Source organism: Leifsonia sp. 22587 (genome assembly GCF_052044215.1).
Lineage (GTDB): Bacteria > Actinomycetota > Actinomycetes > Actinomycetales > Microbacteriaceae > Leifsonia > Leifsonia shinshuensis_C.
In genome coordinates, this window is the sequence record NZ_JBQENB010000002.1 from 520,153 (window position 1) to 538,173 (window position 18,021).

General features: G+C 69.0%; 17 protein-coding genes. 8 read left to right on the forward strand and 9 right to left on the reverse strand.

From position 1 onward, the window contains the following. Positions 1-19: 19 nt before the first annotated feature. From mmsB to chvE, 3 genes are all read right to left on the reverse strand, one after another. Positions 20-1,195 carry a multiple monosaccharide ABC transporter permease gene (gene mmsB, locus ACTJI1_RS10415; RefSeq protein ID WP_310134108.1) on the reverse strand — a complete coding sequence of 392 codons (1,176 nt, stop codon included), beginning with the start codon at positions 1,193-1,195 and terminating at the stop codon, positions 20-22. Then, positions 1,192-2,736 (reverse strand): multiple monosaccharide ABC transporter ATP-binding protein, encoded by a 1,545-nt coding sequence (gene mmsA, locus ACTJI1_RS10420; RefSeq protein WP_310134106.1) that lies wholly within the window; start codon positions 2,734-2,736, stop codon positions 1,192-1,194. The genes mmsB and mmsA overlap by 4 nt, the downstream gene beginning before the upstream one ends. Before the next feature lie 72 nt (positions 2,737-2,808). Beyond that, positions 2,809-3,933 (reverse strand): multiple monosaccharide ABC transporter substrate-binding protein, encoded by a 1,125-nt coding sequence (gene chvE, locus ACTJI1_RS10425; protein ID WP_310134104.1) that lies wholly within the window; start codon positions 3,931-3,933, stop codon positions 2,809-2,811. A 312-nt stretch (positions 3,934-4,245) separates the two neighbouring features. On the opposite strand from chvE, the gene ACTJI1_RS10430 reads away from it, so the two are divergent. Together ACTJI1_RS10430 and ACTJI1_RS10435 are read left to right on the forward strand one after the other, a co-directional pair. After that, positions 4,246-5,274, forward strand: a complete 1,029-nt coding sequence (locus ACTJI1_RS10430; protein ID WP_440742561.1) for a LacI family DNA-binding transcriptional regulator — start codon at positions 4,246-4,248, stop codon at positions 5,272-5,274. A 157-nt stretch (positions 5,275-5,431) separates the two neighbouring features. Further along, positions 5,432-5,725 (forward strand): hypothetical protein, encoded by a 294-nt coding sequence (locus ACTJI1_RS10435; protein ID WP_440742562.1) that lies wholly within the window; start codon positions 5,432-5,434, stop codon positions 5,723-5,725. On the opposite strand, the gene ACTJI1_RS10440 is transcribed toward ACTJI1_RS10435, so the two are convergent. After that, a complete protein-coding gene (locus ACTJI1_RS10440) occupies positions 5,659-7,341 on the reverse strand; it encodes an amidohydrolase (protein ID WP_440742563.1) in 1,683 nt (560 codons plus the stop codon). The genes ACTJI1_RS10435 and ACTJI1_RS10440 overlap by 67 nt on opposite strands. Further along, a complete protein-coding gene (locus tag ACTJI1_RS10445; protein WP_440742564.1) occupies positions 7,338-8,804 on the reverse strand; it encodes a purine-cytosine permease family protein in 1,467 nt (488 codons plus the stop codon). The genes ACTJI1_RS10440 and ACTJI1_RS10445 overlap by 4 nt, the downstream gene beginning before the upstream one ends. A gap of 84 nt (positions 8,805-8,888) precedes the next feature. Between ACTJI1_RS10445 and ACTJI1_RS10450 the strand changes: the two genes are divergently transcribed. The 3 genes from ACTJI1_RS10450 to ACTJI1_RS10460 all read left to right on the forward strand — a co-directional run bounded on the left by ACTJI1_RS10450 (position 8,889) and on the right by ACTJI1_RS10460 (position 11,867). Further along, positions 8,889-9,530 (forward strand): TetR/AcrR family transcriptional regulator, encoded by a 642-nt coding sequence (locus ACTJI1_RS10450; RefSeq protein ID WP_310134092.1) that lies wholly within the window; start codon positions 8,889-8,891, stop codon positions 9,528-9,530. A 102-nt stretch (positions 9,531-9,632) separates the two neighbouring features. Further along, positions 9,633-9,836, forward strand: a complete 204-nt coding sequence (locus ACTJI1_RS10455; protein WP_310134090.1) for a cold-shock protein — start codon at positions 9,633-9,635, stop codon at positions 9,834-9,836. Positions 9,837-9,902: 66 nt separating this feature from the next. Next, positions 9,903-11,867: a potassium transporter Kup gene (locus ACTJI1_RS10460; protein WP_440742565.1), complete on the forward strand. Its 1,965-nt coding sequence runs from the start codon at positions 9,903-9,905 to the stop codon at positions 11,865-11,867. A 21-nt stretch (positions 11,868-11,888) separates the two neighbouring features. Here ACTJI1_RS10460 and ACTJI1_RS10465 read toward each other — a convergent pair whose 3' ends face one another. The 3 genes from ACTJI1_RS10465 to ACTJI1_RS10475 form a co-directional block, all read right to left on the reverse strand. Beyond that, complete coding sequence (locus ACTJI1_RS10465) at positions 11,889-12,509, reverse strand: nucleotidyltransferase domain-containing protein (protein WP_440742566.1); 621 nt, start codon at positions 12,507-12,509, stop codon at positions 11,889-11,891. Between the two features lie 80 nt (positions 12,510-12,589). After that, positions 12,590-12,928, reverse strand: a complete 339-nt coding sequence (locus ACTJI1_RS10470) for a hypothetical protein (RefSeq protein ID WP_440742567.1) — start codon at positions 12,926-12,928, stop codon at positions 12,590-12,592. A 20-nt stretch (positions 12,929-12,948) separates the two neighbouring features. Beyond that, positions 12,949-14,316 (reverse strand): flavin monoamine oxidase family protein, encoded by a 1,368-nt coding sequence (locus tag ACTJI1_RS10475; protein ID WP_396427124.1) that lies wholly within the window; start codon positions 14,314-14,316, stop codon positions 12,949-12,951. A 183-nt stretch (positions 14,317-14,499) separates the two neighbouring features. On the opposite strand from ACTJI1_RS10475, the gene ACTJI1_RS10480 reads away from it, so the two are divergent. Continuing rightward, on the forward strand, positions 14,500-15,915 hold the full coding sequence (locus ACTJI1_RS10480) for an APC family permease (protein WP_440742568.1): 1,416 nt from the start codon (positions 14,500-14,502) through the stop codon (positions 15,913-15,915). On the opposite strand, the gene ACTJI1_RS10485 is transcribed toward ACTJI1_RS10480, so the two are convergent. Beyond that, positions 15,878-16,597 carry a YoaK family protein gene (locus ACTJI1_RS10485; RefSeq protein WP_310134076.1) on the reverse strand — a complete coding sequence of 240 codons (720 nt, stop codon included), beginning with the start codon at positions 16,595-16,597 and terminating at the stop codon, positions 15,878-15,880. The genes ACTJI1_RS10480 and ACTJI1_RS10485 overlap by 38 nt on opposite strands. A gap of 139 nt (positions 16,598-16,736) precedes the next feature. On the opposite strand from ACTJI1_RS10485, the gene ACTJI1_RS10490 reads away from it, so the two are divergent. After that, positions 16,737-17,120: a DUF7882 family protein gene (locus tag ACTJI1_RS10490; RefSeq protein ID WP_310134073.1), complete on the forward strand. Its 384-nt coding sequence runs from the start codon at positions 16,737-16,739 to the stop codon at positions 17,118-17,120. A 593-nt stretch (positions 17,121-17,713) separates the two neighbouring features. Then, the gene (locus ACTJI1_RS10495; protein ID WP_310134070.1) at positions 17,714-17,920 is read left to right on the forward strand and encodes a cold-shock protein; all 207 of its coding nucleotides are present in this window, start codon (positions 17,714-17,716) and stop codon (positions 17,918-17,920) included. Positions 17,921-18,021 lie beyond the last annotated feature (101 nt).

An 18,021-nucleotide genomic window follows, 5' to 3' on the forward strand; every position in this document is an offset into this window, starting at 1 on the left:
CCCCGGCCGGCGCCGACGGTCAGGCCCCGACCGAGCGGCGCTTGTTGTACACGTCGAACGCCACCGCGGCGAGCAGCACGAGTCCCTTGATCAGCAGCTGGTAGTCGCTGTCGATGCCGAGGATCGACATGCCGTTGTTCAGCACACCGATGATCAGACCACCGATGATCGCGCCGGTGACCGTGCCGATGCCGCCGGTCACGGCCGCGCCTCCGATGAAGACGGCCGAGATCGCATCCAGCTCGAAGCCGGTTCCGGCGCTCGGGCTCGCCAGGTTGAGGCCGGCGGTGAACACGAGGCCGGCGACCGCGGAGAGCACGCCCATGTTGACGAACAGCAGGAACGTGACGCGCTTGGTCTTCACACCCGAGAGCGCGGCCGCGGCGAGGTTGCCGCCGATCGCGTAGATGTGGCGGCCGAACACCGAGCGGTTCATGATCGCCGAGTAGCCGACCACCAGCACCGCCAGGATGATCAGCACGATCGGGGTGCCGTTGTAGCTGGCGAGCAGGACGGTCATCACGAGCACCAGTGCCACGAGGAAGACGAGCTTGACGACGAACCACCACAGCGGCTCGTCCTCGAGGTCGTACTTGCGGCGCACGGCCCGCTGCCGGATCGACGAGGCCAGGATGGCGATGCTCGCGAGCACGCCGAGGATCATCGTCAGCGGCTCGTACCCGGTCGTGCCGAACGCGGGCAGGAAGCCCGAGCCGATCGCCCGGAACTCCTTCGGGAAGAACGAGATCTGCTGGTTGCCGAGCGCGATCTGGGCGGCCCCGCGGAACGCGAGCATGCCGGCCAGCGTGACGATGAACGCGGGGATGCCGAAGTACGCGATCCAGAACCCCTGCCAGGCGCCGACGAGCGCGCCGAGCACGAGGCAGAACACGATGGCGAGCGGCCACGGCAGGTGCCAGTTCGAGATGAAGACGCCGGCCATGGCTCCGATGAACGCCACTACACTGCCGACGGAGAGGTCGATGTGGCCCGCGATGATCACCATCACCATGCCGATCGCCAGGATCAGGATGTAGCTGTTCTGCACGATCAGGTTCGAGACGTTGATCGGCGCCAGCGTGATCCCGCCCGTCGCGATCTGGAAGAACACGACGATGGCGATCAGGGTGATGAACAGACCGATCTGGCGCAGCTGCCCGGTCAGGTAGTTCAGGGCTTTGGTGAGCGGTTTCATGCGGTGTTCTTCTCGCGTTCCTGGGTCATGAATTGCATGAGGTATTCGGCGGTGGCCTTCTCGCGCGGGACGTCCGCGGTGATGCGGCCCTCGCTGAGGGTGTAGATGCGGTCGCAGATGCCGAGCAGCTCCGGCAGCTCCGAGGAGATGACGATGATGCCCTTCCCCTGGTCGGCGAGCCGGTCGATGATCGTGTAGATCTCGTACTTGGCGCCGACGTCGATGCCGCGCGTGGGCTCGTCGAGGATGAGCACCTCCGGGTCGGAGTACATCCACTTCGACAGCACGACCTTCTGCTGGTTGCCGCCGGAGAGCTTGCCGGTGACCGTCAGGACGTTCGGCGTCTTGATGTTCATCGACTTCCGGTACTCCTCGGCGACCAGCGACTCGCGCTGCTCGTTGACGAACTTGAACCAGTTCACGAGCTTGTCGAGGGCCGCGATGGAGATGTTGCGCTGGATGTTGTCGATCAGGTTCAGCCCGAAGTGCTTGCGGTCCTCGGTCGAGTACGCGATGCCGTTGGCGATGGCCTTGGACACCGTGCTCACCGAGATCGGCTTGCCGCGCTTGTAGACCTGGCCGCTGATCCCGACGCCGTAGCTGCGGCCGAAGATGCTCATGGCGAGCTCGGTGCGCCCGGCTCCCATCAGCCCTGCGATGCCGACGATCTCGCCGGCGCGGACGTGGAAGCTGACATCGTCGACGACCGTGCGGTTGCGGTCGAGCGGGTGGTGGACGGTCCAGTTCTCGACGCGGAGCAGCTCCTCGCCGATGTGGGGCACGTGGTCGGGGAAGCGGCTGGCCACGTCGCGACCGACCATCCCCTTGATGATGCGCTCCTCGCTGGTGCCCTCCTTGCCCATCTCCAGCGTCTCGATCGTTCGGCCGTCGCGGATGATGGTCACCCGGTCCGCGATGGCTTTGATCTCGTTGAGCTTGTGACTGATGATGATCGACGTGATGCCGTGCTGCTGCAGCTGACGGATCAGCTCGAGCAGGTGCGCGGAGTCGTCGTCGTTGAGGGCTGCGGTCGGCTCGTCGAGGATGAGGATCTTGACCTCTTTCGAGAGCGCCTTGGCGATCTCGACGAGCTGCTGCTTGCCGACCCCGATGTCCTTGATCTTGGTGATCGGGTTGTCGTGCAGCCCCACCCGGGCGAGCAGCTTCGCCGCCTCCAGGTTGGTCTCGTTCCAGTCGATGAACCCGTGCCGCTGCCGCTCGTTGCCGAGGTAGATGTTCTCGGCGATCGAGAGGTACGGCGACAGCGCCAGCTCCTGGTGGATGATGACGATCCCCGCCGCCTCCGAGTCGTTGATCGACCGGAACTCGACGGGCTCGCCGCGCATGACGATCTCGCCCTCGAACGTGCCGTGCGGGTACACGCCCGACAGCACTTTCATCAGCGTCGACTTGCCGGCGCCGTTCTCGCCGCAGATCGCGTGGACCGATCCCTCCTCGATGCTGATCGAGACGTCTTGCAGCGCCTTGACCCCCGGGAAGGACTTCGAGATGTTCCGCATCTCGAGAATCGTGTTGGCCATGGTCTCCCTTGCTCGCATGGAGGTCCGGGCGGGCCGCCTGAAGCGCGCGCCCGCCCGGACCGTCGGCCCGGCCTACTTGAGGTCGGATTCCTTGTAGTAGCCGCTGTCGACCAGGATCTTCTGGTAGTTGTCCTTGGTCACGACGACCGGCTGGAACAGGTAGCTCGGGACGACCTTGACCTTGTTGTCGTAGCTCTTGGTGTCGTTCACCTCGGGCTTCTTGCCGGAGAGCAGGTCGTTCGCCATCTTCGCGGCCTCGTTCGCCAGCTGGCGGGTGTCCTTGTAGATGGTCGAGTATTGGGTGCCCGCGATGATCTGCTTCACGCTGGCGACCTCGGCGTCCTGGCCGGTGATGATCGGGAGCTTCTTGCCGCCCGACCCGTAGCCCGCACCCTCGAGGGCGCTCAGGATGCCGTCGGAGAGACCGTCGTACGGCGAGAGGACGCCCTGCACCGCGGCGCCGGTCGAGTACGACTTGGCGACGAGGTCCTGCATGCGGGCCTTGGCGGTCGCCGGGTCCCAGCGCAGGATGGCGACCTGGTTGAAGTTGGTCTGGCCACTCTTGACGACCAGGGTGCCGTCCGAGATGTACGGCTTCAGCGTGTCCATCGCGCCGTTGTAGAAGAACGTCGCGTTGTTGTCGTCGGGGCTGCCCGCGAAGACCTCGATGTTGAACGGGCCCTTCTGGCCGGTCGGCTTGCCGTCGGCGTCGAGCACTCCGAGGCCGGTGAGCAGCGACTTCGCCTGGTAGACGCCGACCTTGTAGTTGTCGAAGGAGACGTAGTAGTCGACGTTCTTGTCACCGGTGAGGAGGCGGTCGTACGAGATCACCTTGATGCCGGCCTTCGCCGCGGCGTCCAGCTGGTCGGTGAGCGACCCTCCGTCGATGGAGGCGATGATCAGCACCTTCGCGCCCTTGGTGATCATCGTGTTGACCTGCTGCACCTGGGTCGGGATGTCGTTGTTGGCGTACTCGAGGTCGACCTTGTAGCCGTTCTTCTCGAGGTCCGACTTGACCGCGTTGCCGTCGGCGATCCAGCGCTCGGACACCTTGGTCGGCATGGCGACGCCCACGAGCGCGCCCTTGTTGTCCTCCGTGCCGGATCCGCTGCCGCCTCCGCGGCCTCCGGAGCAGGCGGCGAGTGCGACCGCGACGCCGAGTGCGGCGGCGGCGAGTGCGACTTTCCTGAACTTCACTGTGATTCCCTTCGAGCGGTGAGGCGACCGGCGCGCCCAGTGCGCCCCGGTTCGCCGGGCTCGGAACTGTCACGCCTCCGGCGATCAGCGTTCGACGGGGTCATGCAACGGCCGTCGCTCCTGTGCGATCCGGCTGCTGTCATTGCGACTCCCTCGTCGTATGCTGGTGCCCGAGCCGATATATGTGACCGGTCCCAGAACGGGTTAGACGCTATGACCGGAAGCCGTCGGCAGTCAAGTGCTTCGCGGAAAAATATGATGAGCACGTTCCCGGGTGGCAGTGCTGCCGCCCCCGACGACGAGACAGGATCCATGGACAGACGCGGACCCGACGAGCAGCGCGCCCTCTCCATCCGGGACATCGCCCGGCTGGCCGGTGTGTCGCGGCAGACGGTGTCGCGCGTCCTCAACGGCGAGCGCTACATCAAGCCGTCCACCGAGGCGCAGGTGCGCAAGGTGATCGAGGAGAACTCGTGGCGCCCGAACAGCGCCGCCCGGGCGCTCGCCACCTCCCGGTCCAAGACCATCGGCCTGCTCGTCTCCGCCCGGTCGCACTACGGCCCGTTCACCGCGGCGACGGCGATCGACGAGGCCGCCCGTGCCCGGGGATACGCGATTCTGTCGGCGACGCTGGCGCGGGAGGACGACGCCACGATCTCGGAGGCGCTCGACGCCTTCGCGGCCCAGGGTGTCGACGGTGTCGTGGTGATCGCCCCGCAGCAGCGGGCGCACGAGGCGCTGCAGCGCGTCGCCGTGCGCATCCCGTTCGTGAGCCTGCACTGGAAGGACGCGGGCGAGGGTCGTGTCGCCGCCTTCGACCAGGTCGCTGGCGCCCGTCTCGCCACCCGGCACCTGATCGAGCTCGGCCACACGCGCATCCGTCATCTCGCCGGGCCGCAGGACTGGAACGAGGCGGAGGACCGCATGAACGGCTTCCTCGCCGAGCTCGACGAGCACGATCTGGCGGTGACCGCCCCGGTCCTCGGAGACTGGTCGGCCGACCTGGGGTACGAGGTCGGGCTCCGGATCCTGGACCACCCGGACTTCACGGCGATCTTCGCATCCAACGACCAGATGGCCCTGGGTCTCATGCACGCCGCCGCCCAGCTCGGGCTGTCCGTGCCGCACGACATGAGCATCGTCGGGTTCGACGACATCCCGGAGGCGAAGCACTTCGCTCCCCCGCTGACCACCATCCGTCAGGACTTCGGCCTGCTCGGGGCGCAGGCGATCGACGTGCTGCTCGCCCAGATCGAGGGCGACGAGCCCCCGGGGGCGACGGAGTACGCGGTGCCCGAACTCGTGGTGCGGCAGAGCACCGCGCCGCCGAGCCGCCCGTGAGGCGAGCGGACCCGGGCAAGCGCCCGCACGCCGCGAGGCCGGCCTGCGACGGATGCGATATAACGGTCACGCCCGTCCCGATGGCGATCTCGGACCCGACACCGGCGCCGCCGACCGAGGGACGCGGCGCCCGCGCTACCCGTCCCGAGGGCATCCCATGAGCGAAGAGACCTGGCGCGCCGCGTTCGTGCACCCCCAGCACCCGTGGCGCGACTTCGAGCGCGCACTGCCGGTCTGCGGCGAGGTGCCGCCGGCCGCCATCCGCCGGCCCGGCTCCCTGGCCGGCATGCCGGCGTTCGACATCTACCTGCTGAGCGACTCGTCGCCGTGGCCGGCGGCCTCCACGTACACCTACACGCAGTCGGTGCTGGGAGACCTGCGCGATCACCGTCCGCCGGAGTTCTCCATCGACCTCGGGGACGACGCCGTCGTCTCCGGCTCCGCCGAGTAGGTCGTCCGGCCCGCGAGGATCGTCTCGACCACCCGCGCCTCCAGGAGGGAGGACGGCGGCCCCGCGAACACGTCCGCATCCAGCACGACCAGGTCGGCGGCCTGGCCGGCAGCGATGCGCCCCCGCCAGTCGCCGTCGCCCACCGATGCGGCCGCATCCCGGGTGGCGTGCGCGATCGCCCGGTCCAGGGGCAGAGCGTGCTGCGGCTGCGCGGCCGGGATGGACGGAACCAGCGCCGAGGCGCGGGTCGACGCGACGTACATGTTGGCGAGCGCCAGGTGCGGCGCCGTCGGGGAGTCGGTCGAGAAGGCGAGCAGACCGCCGGCGTCCTCGTACTCCGACCACGGGAAGGCGCGCTCCACCCGCTCGTCGCCGAGCATCGCGACCCAGTTGTCGAAGATGGCCGGGTCGGCGTGGACGGGCTGCATCGACGCGGTGACGCCGAGGCGCGCCATCCGCTCGGCCGTCCCGGGCGCCGCGTACTCCAGGTGCTCGATGCGGTGCCGTCGCGGGCGGTCGCCGTTCTGAGCGACGGCCGCCTCGATCGCGTCGAGGGCGATCCCGCTCGCGAAGTCGCCGATCGCGTGCATGGCGATCTGCAGCCCCGCGGCGTCGGCCGCTGCGACCACCGGCGCGAGCCGCTCCAGCGGCCAGATCGGGTCGGCGTTGGAACCATCCGCGTACGGCTGGCGCATCGCCGCGGTGCACGCGTCGATCACGCCGTCGAGGATGAGCTTGATGCCGACGACCCGCAGCCACGGGGTCCCGGGCTCCGCGGCCAGGCGGGCGGCGTGCTCCACCTGCGCGAGGCTGGCCGCGTCGTCGCCCGTGTTGGTCACCAGCCAGTGGGCTGCGACTCGGAGCGGCAGCTCGCCGCCCCGGCGCTCCTGCGCCCGCCGGAGCGCCGCCAGCCCGAACTCGTCGAGGGCCATGTCGACGGCGCCCGTGACACCGGTCGCGACGTAGGCCGCGAGGGTGCGCTCCACGTCCGCGTCACGGTCCGCGTCGGTCGCGGAGGCGTCCCGCTGCGCCCAGGCGTACTGCGTAGCGGCCGTCTCCAGCAGCAGACCGGTCGCCTCGCCCTCGGCGTCGCGCACGATCTCACCGCCGATCGGGTCGGGGGTGTCGCGCGTGATGCCCAGCTCGGCGAGCGCGGCGGTGTTGACCCAGCAGGAGTGGTAGTCGTTCGCATCCAAGTAGACCGGGATGTCGTCGATCACCGCGTCGATCATGGCCGCGGTCGGCGCGCCGCCCGGGACGGCGTCGAACAGCCAGCCGCGCCCGCGGAGCTCGCGCGCCTCCGGGTCCGCGGCGCGGGCCTCCACGAGGGACTGCCGGATGTCGTCCAGGCTCCGCGCATCCGTCAGGTACACCTGGCCCAGCGCCGACCCCATCATCAGCAGGTGGGTGTGCGCGTCCGTGAACCCCGGAAGCACCAGGCGGCCGCCGAGGTCCACGACGCGGTCCGCCGCCGGCTCCTCGTCGCCGTCCCGGCCCACCCACGAGATCGTCGCGCCGGTCACCGCGAACGCGTCGGCCCAGGTGGATGCGGGGTCCGGTTCCGCGGTGAAGACGCGGCCGTTCCGGAACAGGGTGGTGGTCTCGGGGTCGGTCACAGCCGTCCCTCCTTTCCTGCGACGGGAGCGCCCAGCGCCCGGTCGCCGTCGAATGCGGGGATGCGGTTCAACAGTGCGTACGCGAGGGCGGCCACGGCCATCCCGAGCGGCACCGAGAGGTCGATGAAGCCGAGCGCCTGCGCGATCGGGCCGGCCCAGACATCGGTCGAGAGGCACAGCGCCGTGGTGAGGCCGCCCAGCAGCAGCGCCGTGATGCCCGGGATGCTCCACCCGCCGGTGTACCAGAACCGCCCGCCGCGCCGGTCGTCGAACAGGTCGACGCCGTCGTAGACGTTGCGCCGCCGCACGACGTCGACGACGTAGATCGCCATCGCCGGGCCGGACACGATCACGAGGAACTGCAGCAGCAGGTTCGCCGCCTCCAGCAGGCTCGACGACAGCACCAGGTAGATCGTCAGCGCGGTGCCCACCAGCCCGACGATGATCGCGGCCGGGATTCGGCGCAGCCGGAACCCGATGGCCTGCAGCGCCATGCTCGACGAGTACGTGGTCATGGCGTTGAGCGCGATGGTGTTCACGATGACGCCGATCACCAGGAGGGGCCCCATCCACGCCGGCAACAGGTCGAACAGCGCACGATCGATGCCCGCGTCGAAGGCGGACGCCTTGAGCCCGGTGGCCAGGAGCACTCCGACGATGGTGAAGACGATGAACGGCACCGCTCCCCCGAGCGCGGTCGCGGCCGCGATGTGCGTCGGCTTCGTGGAGCGCGGCAGGTAGCGCGCGATGTCCGGGCTGTTGATGAACGACAGCGGCGTGGACGCGAGGATCGTGAAGCCGATCGAGACCGCCGACCAGAGCCCGGCCCCGGAGAGCGGCTCCTGCGGGTGGTAGCCCCAGTCGACCGTCGGCAGGACGAACGCGGCGACCAGCACGAAGATGACGAACAGCACGATGGCCATCGCCGGGTAGATCCGCAGGATCAGCCCGTGCCCGAAGATCGCCACGAGGATCGTGACGGCCGACACCACGATGGTGACGCCGATCGGGACCCACACCGGGTCGTCCAGGCCGACCCGGCGCAGCAGGTCTGCGCCCATGAAGCTGGAGGCGAGCCAGGTGAGCGACAGGAACACCGCGCCGATGAACCAGCCGACGAACGCCACGAACAGCTTGTTGCCGACGATCCCGTACATCGCGCGCGTGATGACCGAGCCCGAGGTGCCCGCCGCCGGCCCGCTGGCGGCGATCGCACCCGGGAACACCCAGAGCAGGGAGGCGGCCAGGATGACGGCGACCGCCTGCCAGATCTCGAGGCCCAGCAGGATCAGGGTCGCGCCGATGGTGAAGTTCAGGATGCTGACGCCGGGAGCCGCCCAGACGAAGAAGAGGTCGCGGGCGCGCCCGTGACGCTCGGCGTCGCCGATGACCTCGATCCCCCGGGTCTCCGGCTGGGTGGAGGCGTCGACGAACTGTTCGGTGCCGGTCCGCGCTTCGGACATGGGTTCCTCTCTCGCCAACGGCTTCCTTGCTGTTGGTCATGTGCCCAATAGGGTGTTGGTCAGACATTCAATAGCATGGGGACCATGGAGTCAAGCGCGCCGCCTCCCCGCACCCGGAAGCAGCCGGAGGAGCGCCGCGAGGAGATCCTCGCGGCGGCGGCCGCGATCGCCCTCGACGAAGGGCTGGAGCGAATCACTCTGCGCGCCGTCGCCACCCGCCTCGGCGTCCGCCCCGGCCTGATCTCGCACTACTTCCCGGCGGCCGAAGACCTCGTCGACGAGGCGTTCGCGCGCGCCGCGACCATCGAGCGGGAGCGCTTCTTCCCCACCGAGGGCGATGCGACCCACCGGCTGGCGCACTTCGTCGAGCACATCCGCAGCGGGGCATCCCTGCCGCTCGCGCGGCTCTGGCTCAACGCCCGGCACCTCTCCCGGTTCACCCCGTCCCTCGACGAGACCCTGGTCGAGCAGGACGCCCTCGACCGCTCCCGGCTGCGCGCCATCATCGAGGACGGCATCCGGACAGGCGAGTTCGCGCCGGTGGATGCGGAGGCCGCGAGCATCCGCATCCTCATCGCCGTCGACGGAGGGGGCTCCTACGTCAACAGCACCGGCGACCTCACGCACCCGGCGCATGTCCGCTTCGTGTCCGATGTGGCCGAGTGGACCCTGGGGCTGGAGCCCGGGACGCTGCAGCGGGCGGTCGCCCGCCGAACGCGGGGATGACGCGGTTCGACATGGAACGCGCGCGCGGGGCGCGCGCGTGTACGATGAGAGCGTCCGGCGCCTGAAAGAGCTTCTGCATCGGGCGTGAAAGGAAGAAGAACGATGGCACAAGGCACCGTCAAATGGTTCAACTCGGAGAAGGGGTACGGCTTCATCGCCCCGGATGACGGCAGCGCCGACGTCTTCGCTCACTACAGCGAGATCGCCGCTCAGGGCTTCCGCAACCTCGAAGAGAACCAGAAGGTCGAGTACGACCTGGCCCAGGGCCCCAAAGGTCCGCAGGCCGCCAACATCCGCCCGCTCTGACGGTTCCGGTGCCCGGCTCTCCGGCCGGGCCCGCGTCCGTCGCGTCTCCGGGGTACGGTGACGCACGTGGGTGATGTGCGTGTAGGTCCGAGAAAGGCCGCCGCCGCGGGCGGTGGCCACGGGACCGGTCATGGGACCGGCCGCGGGCAGAAGGTCGTCTTCGGTGCCGCCCTGGCCGCGCTCGGCGTGGTCTTCGGCGACATCGGCACCAGTCCGCTGTACGCACTCAAGACGGTGTTCCTCCTCGACGGAGGCGCCGTGCGTCCCGTGCAGGACGATGTCTTCGGCGTGATCTCGCTGATGTTCTGGAGCATCACGATCATCGTGTCGATCAAGTACCTCGGCATCCTGATGCGCGCGGACAACGACGGCGAAGGCGGCGTCATGGCCCTGGCCGCGCTCGCGCAGCGCCTCTACGCCGGCAAGGCGAAGAAGGCGGGCATCCTGCTCGTGGTCGGCATCGTGGGCGTGTCGCTGTTCTACGGCGACTCGATCATCACTCCCGCGATCAGCGTCCTCTCCGCGGTCGAAGGTCTGCACGTCACCCTTCCCGCGGTCTCGCACATGGTGATCCCCATCGCCGCGGTCATCCTCATCGCGCTCTTCGTGGTGCAGCGCTACGGCACCGGACGTGTCGGTGTGCTCTTCGGCCCCGTCATGGTGCTGTGGTTCGCCGTGCTGGCCGCCGCCGGGCTCGCCATGGTGATCCAGTACCCCGCCGTGCTGCTCGGGCTCTCGCCGACATACGCCATCGGCTTCATCGTCGCGCACCCGACGATCTCGTTCATCGCGCTGGGCGCGGTGGTGCTGGTGATCACCGGCGCCGAGGCGCTCTACGCCGACATGGGGCACTTCGGCCGCTCCCCCATCCGTCGCGCCTGGTTCTTCCTGGTCTTCCCTGCGCTGACGATCAACTACCTCGGCCAGGCGGCGCTGATCCTTCACAATCCGGCCGCACGCGCCAATCCCTTCTTCCTCCTCATCCCGGAGTGGGGTCGACTCCCCGTGGTCGTGCTCGCGACCGCCGCCACGGTCATCGCCAGCCAGGCCGTCATCTCCGGCGCCTTCTCGCTCACACGCCAGGCGGTGCAGCTGGGGCTGCTCCCGCCGCTGACGATCCGGCAGACCTCCAAGCGCGAGGGCGGTCAGATCTATCTCCCGGCGATCAACACCCTGCTGTTCATCGGGGTCATGGCGATCATGCTCGCCTTCGGCTCCTCCGACCGGCTGTCCACGGCGTACGGCATCTCGGTCACCGGCGCGCTCGTCGTCGACACCGCTTTACTGCTCCTCGTCGCGCGCCCGCTGTGGAACTGGGCGCCGTGGAAGATCATCCTCGCCGCGGTCGCGTTCGGCGGCCTCGAGCTGGCCTTCCTCGCCGGCAACCTCTCCAAGATCGTCAACGGCGGCTGGGTGCCGCTGCTGATCGCGGCCGCGGTCATCCTGGTGATGACGACGTGGCGCCGCGGACGGCAGCTCGTGCAGCAGGACCGGAAGCGCAAGGAGGGGTCGCTCGCCGACTTCATCGAGGAGGTGCGGAAGCAGAACCTGCCGCGCGTCCCGGGCATCGCGATCTTCCCGCACCCGAACAAGGACACGACCCCGCTCGCGCTCCGCGCCAACGTGAAGCACAACCACATCCTTCACGAGCACGTGATCATCGTGTCGATCTCGACCGCGCAGGTGCCGCACGTCCCGCCCGCGGAGGCCTTCGCCTACGACGACCTCGGCTACGCCGACGACGGCATCGAGCACCTCAGCATCCGCTTCGGCTTCTCGGACAAGCCGGACATCCCCCGCGCCCTCCGGGCCGCCTGCCGTGCGGGAGCCCTGCCCCTGGACGCGGCCAACTTCAAGCAGGCGTCCTACTTCATCTCGCGCGGCGCCATCCGCACGACGCGCACGAACAGCATGGTGCCGTGGCGCCGGTCGCTGTTCGTCGGCCTGGCGCACAACGCCGCCGACCCGGCCGCGCGCTTCGGCCTGCCGGCCCTCCGCACGGTCACGATGGGCAGCGACGTCGAGATCTGACGCCGGGGCTCCGTAGCCGCCCTACGCCTGATCGAGGCGGTCGATCCACGGGTGGTCGGGATGCGCGGTGCGGAGCGCATCGCCCAGCCAGCGGAGATCGGCCGCAGCGAGCACGGGAAGACAGCGCTCGAAGTCCTCCTCGTCCTTCGCCCGGACATTCCCGGCCTTCAGGAGCAGTTGCACCTCCGGCCGGAGATAGGTCACACCCCGGTGCGCCCACAGGCACTCGTCGAGCGGCCGTGCGATGCGGACGTCGCGCTTGTACATCCACGTGGCACCTTCGACGGATTCCAGCATCACGTCGTATTCCCAGGGGTCTGCCCCACTCGCCCGCAACCACAGGTTGCCGACCGATTCGGGCAGTCGCAGCTCGGATCCGCGGAAGACCGGCGTCAGACTTCCCGCCGCCGCCCAGACATCCAGCCCGGGCGAGACGAAGTCGACGAACTCCGCAGCCGACCCCCGGGGTATCCCGATGTCGAGGTCACCGTGCTCGCGATCCGAGCCCACGAAGGCATCGATCGCCCAACCCCCGGCGACCCACCACCGCCCGCTGTAACCCGCGAACCGGGCCGTCGCATCGCTCGGCGTGCGGCGCATCCAGGGACCGTAGAGGCGAACGACCTCGTGATGATCGAGCACGCTGACATCGTAGGGGCGGGCGGCAGCGGTGCGGGCTCATCCGAGACGGGCTGGCCTGACTGTGATCTGCGGACTCATGCTCACCAGCCGTGGGTGTTGAACCAGTCGCGGGCGTGCGCCCGCTCGTCGTCGGTCTCGTCGGGGTCGGACGTGTCGTGCTCGACCAGGCGTCCGTCCGCGTCCAGCGGGACGAATCGGAGGCACTGCGGGCAGAGCGCCCGCCCGCCTGGGAAGCCGTCGTCGAGCGTCGCCGCCGGTGCGCCCGGCTCGCCGGAGCCGGGGCAGTGCAGCGGGTCCGCGCCGGTGTCCGACCACATCGCGCCGTGACGGCGGTGCAGCCCGGGGTGACCGAGCGGGCGGGTGCAGCGGACGCCGTTGCGGCGGCTGGTGCAGGAGCGCACGGGATCCGGAGCGGGCATGCTCCGAATCTATCCCGCGGTCAGGCCGGGACGACCGCCGCGAGGATCGCCGCCGCCGTCTCGCGACCCACCCGGATCGCACCGTCGACGTGCTGGTAGCCCTTGCCCGCCATGTCGCTGCAGGAGAAGTGGATGGGTCCGACCGGCTTACGCAGGTCGGCGCCGTACCGGGCGAGGCCGCCCATGTCGAAGCTCGCGGCGTACGCGCCGCGCGTCCACTCCTCGCTGCCCCAGTCGCTCTCGTAGTACACGACCGGGTTCAGCGCCTGCTCGCCGTAGTAGTGCGACAGCGACTCGAGGATGCGCTGCTTGCGCTCCTCCGGGCTCAGCTCGAAGACGCCGTCGGCGTTCTCGTCCGAGACGAAGCCGACGAGCGTGCCGCGCGGATCGCCGTCGTAGCTGTTGTCGTATGCCTCGTGCACCAGCTCGTAGGGGCTGAAGGCGGTGCCGCTGTAGCCGAGATCGCGCCAGAACGGCGTCTCGTACACGGCGTGCACCTTGATGACGAAGCCCATCGACAGGTGCTGGTGCAGCTGCTGCTGGCGGCGCGGCAGCGGCGGCTCGTACGAGATGCGACTGATGAGCACCGGCGGGACGGCCAGGATGGCGAACCGCGCGTGCACCTCGACGCCGTCGGCGATCGCGGTCACGCCGTTCTCGTCCCAGCGGAGCGTACGGACCGGCGCGTTCAGGTGCACGTCGTCGCCCAGCCGCTCGGCCAGGAGCAGCGGCACCTGCTGCAGCCCGCCCTTGACGCGCTTGTCGAGGATGAAGTCGGCGTCGACCAGATTCGAGAAGCTGCCCGCGCTTGCCGCCATCAGCAACGCCTGCAGCGCCGAGAACGCGTGCGCCGGCTTCGTGAGCATCGCACCGGCGATGAACATGCCGATGTTCTTGCGCGCCTCCTCGTCGTCGGTCTGCGTCTCCAGCCACCGGCGGAACGAGATCTCGTCCAGCTCCTTGGCGCGCGGGTGCGCCCACGGGCGCTCCGGGTCGATCTCGGCGACCAGCGCATCCAACCGGTCGATGAGGGCGACGATCTCCTTCTCGGTGGACTGCGCGACCGGGAAGATGTCGCCCTCGAAGGTGCGGCGCTCGCCGTTCTCACCGAGGTAGATGTTGATCCCGTCGCGGTACCGGGAGTACGTCTCGAGCCCCAGGTCGGCCAGCGTCTCGATCAGCGCATCCTGATCCGGGGAGACCCACTGGCCGCCGATCTCGAGGGTCGCGCCGTCGATGTCGTCGGTCCAGAGTCGTCCGCCGACGCGATCGCGGGCCTCCAGGACGGCGACCGTGAGGCCCGCCTTGGTCAGTTCCGTGGCGGCCGTCAGGCCGGAGGCGCCCGCGCCGATGACGACGACGTCGCGTTCGATGCTGCTCATGGGTATCAGCTCCGTGGAGGTTGGGGTGAACGAAGGGCACACTACCGGAATCGTCTGCGAAATGGGAGTTTCGCGACTGGATTGTTAGTGAAATCCCCGTTTTACCCCCGTGATCCGTTGCGCTGGATTCGGATTTCGCACTTCGCCGGGTTTAGGATGGCGCGATCCCGATAGAGCGAAGGAGCTCGCGTGTCCACCACCCCCGCATCCACCTCCCTGCGGCGATCCACGTCCCTGCGGCGATCGCTGGGCCTCTGGGCGATCGTCGGACTCGGCCTCGGCTACATGACGCCCATGACCGTCTTCGACACGTTCGGCATCGTCACGGGCGAGACGAACGGGGTCGTCCCGTCCGCGTACCTGGTCGCCCTCGTCGCGATGGTCTTCACCGCGATCAGCTACGGACGCATGACGCGGGTGTTCCCCTCGGCGGGTTCGGCCTACACGTATGCGTCGGAGACCATCCACCCGAACGTCGGCTTCCTCGTCGGCTGGTCGTCGCTGCTCGACTACCTGCTGCTGCCCCTTGTGAACGCCCTCATCGTGCGGCTGTACATGGAGTCGTTCTTCCCGGCGGTCCCCGGGTGGATCTGGGTGGTCGGCTACGTGGCCGTCATCACCGCGATGAACCTGTTCAGCATGTCGTCGACCTCGCGCGTGAACGGCATCCTGGTCGTGTTCCAGATCGTGCTGATCGCCGTGTTCGTGGTGCTGACGTGGTCCGCGCTCAACGCCGGCGCGGGCAACGGCACGCCGTTCAGCCTGACGCCGCTGCTCCACTCGGGTGTGCACCTGGGCGCGGTCATCGGCGGCGCGACGGTGGTCTGCTTCTCGTTCATCGGCTTCGACGCGATCACCATGTACACCGAGGAGGCGAAGGACACCCGCACGGTGCCGCGCGCGATCGTGCTCGCGCTGCTGATCGGCGGCGCGATCTTCTTCGTCGCGGCCTGGTTCGCGCAGTCCCGGTTCCCGACCCTCGCCGGCTTCCACTTCACCGACGACACCCTCCCCGAGATCGCCCTGAAGACCGGCGGGCTCCTGTTCCAGATCCTGTTCATCTCCGCCGCGGTGGCCGCGGCGGTCGCCTCCAGCCTCGCCTCGCACGCCAGCGTCTCGCGGATGATCTACGTGATGGCGCGGAACGGCAACGGCCGCGTCTCGCGGACGCTCTCCTACATCCACCCGCGGTTCCGGACGCCCGCCACGGCCGTGGTGCTGGTCGGCGCAGTCTCCCTGCTGGCCGCAGCCTTCACGCTCGAATTCGTCTCGTCGATGATCAACTTCGGCGCGCTCATCGCGTTCACCGTCGTCAACGCGACGGTCATCATCCACTTCGCCCTGCGGCGGAAGGAACGCCGCGGAGCCCGCCAGATCGTGCGCAACATCGTGCTCCCGGGCGTCGGGATGCTGCTGACCGGCGTGCTCTGGGCCAACCTGCACCTGGACGCACTGACCTACGGCATCGTCTGGCTGGGCATCGGCATCATCACGCTGCTCGTCGTGACCCGGGCGTTCCGCAAGCCGCTGGGCGTGAAGCTGGACGAGGACGGCGACGCCGCGATCATCACACGCGAGGGCGCGCCGTCCGACGCTGTTCGCTGAGCTCCCGCGACTCGTGCGCGGCAACGTGGCCGAGCACGGCCGCGCCCGCGCTGATCACCGCGGCGAGCCCCAGCGGCACCGCGATGTGGATGCGCAGCAGCGCCGCGCCGACCAGCGCACCGAGAGCGATCAGCGCGACCGCACCGGCGCGGCGCGCCCACGGCTGACCGGACCCGCCGGCGAGCCGGGAGTCGGCGGCGAGACCCGTCAGGGTGGACGTCACCACGACGGTGGTCACGTCCTTCACGGCGAGGTGACGCGCGACGGCGGCCTGGAAGCCCATGGTGGCGGCCAGCAGCGTGGTGATCGCGAGCTCCCAGGGCGCAGGCGGAACGCCGCCCGTGACCACGGTCGTCAGCGTGAGGGCGGCCAATGCGACCGCGACCGCGGTGAACGACCAGCTCGTGCGGGTGTTCCAGCCGGTGGACTCCCGCCGCAGCGTACGGCCGCCGATCGCCGCCCCGGCCATGAAGGCGAACAGCGCGATGAGCGGTCCCACCCAGGGCAGCCCCTCGGCGCCCGCGAGGGCCATGCCGAGCACGACCACGTTGCCCGTCATGTTGCCGGCGAACACCTTGTCGAGCCCCAGGTACCCGACCGCATCGACGATCCCCGTCGAGAAGGTGAGCGCGAGCATGAGCATCAGCGTCAGGTCCCGCCGCCGTCCGGTTTGCGCGTTCATCGTGTCTCCTCACCGGGCGTCCCGCCCCTACCAGGTTCGCATCCTTGGGAGCCCCATCCGTACCTCCTGGCAATCGGCCCGGCCGGGTCGCGCGGTGTCGGTGGGCGCGGCCAGACTGGTGGAACACCCTCCGGTTGATGTGAAGGCTCGTTCGGCAGCGACTGCTTCGCCACCATCCGGACCGATCCAGGAGGGCACCACTATCGGCTTCCTCAGTTACGAGAACCACGAGTTCGAGATCGACGACCGTACGCTCGCGCACCTGCACGTCGTCATCGTCAACAAGCTCCGGCACGGGCAGAGCTTCGCCATGTCCTGGAGGGACAGGAGCTCCGCCGGCGGCGGGCGGACCAGCATCTGGATCCACCCGGCCAGCAGCCTGCGCTTCCACTTCGACGGGTCCCGCACACCCGCGCTCAACCGGGAGTGGCTCGCCCTCCTCGCGGAGTCGGCCGGCAGCTCCCGCGGTCTCGTCGTCGAGACCGAACAACAGTCGTTCGCGACCGAACCGGCGCCCGCCTGAGAGACTTCCGGGTGCACGGACGGCAATCCCGTGTAGTCTGGGGGCGGTTCGCGCGTTCGAGTGTCCTCGTCCGCCGGATCTGATCATGCGTTTCTGATCGTGTGACCGAGATGGTCCCGCATCAGAACCGGTTTCCCATCCGGGTGTCGCGTGCGGGGCCGTCTTCTCACATCGATGTGCCGGCCCGAACGACACGCTCACCCCTTCTCATCACCACGATCCCCGTCCTCCCGCGTACCGACCGGGAGCAGCGATCGTCCGCCCCGACCGGGGCGAAAGGACTCACCATCATCACCGACTCGCGGCCCCAGGCCGCACTGGTCTGGCGCCGAGCTGACGACACCGTCTGGGTCGCCACGGCCGACGACGAATACGCCGGCGTCGCCCTCCTCGAAGAGGGTGCGTTCCGCGTCCTCGACGGCCGTTCGCTCAACCTCGGCACAGCACCCACGATCGCCGGAGCCCAGGCTCTGCTGCGACACCCCACGACCGACCGCCGCACACTCCGCGGCGGCCCACGACGTCCACGCCCGATCGGGCGCGGCGAGCGGAGCCGATCATCCGGCTCCCACAACATGAAAAAGGAAAAAACGATGGCTCAAGGCACCGTCAAATGGTTCAACTCGGAAAAGGGCTTCGGCTTCATCGCCCCGGATGACGGCAGCGCCGACGTCTTCGCCCACTACAGCGAGATCGCCTCCACCGGCGGCTTCCGCAACCTCGACGAGAACCAGAAGGTCGAGTACGACGTGGCCCAGGGACCCAAGGGTCCCCAGGCTGCGAACATCCGCCCTCTCTGATGGCCGCGGTGCCCGGCCGGAAACGGTCGGGCACCTCGCCGCCAACACCCAGCAAGCGAGCATACGCTTGCATCATCTCGGGCGTTTTGCCCATACCTCGG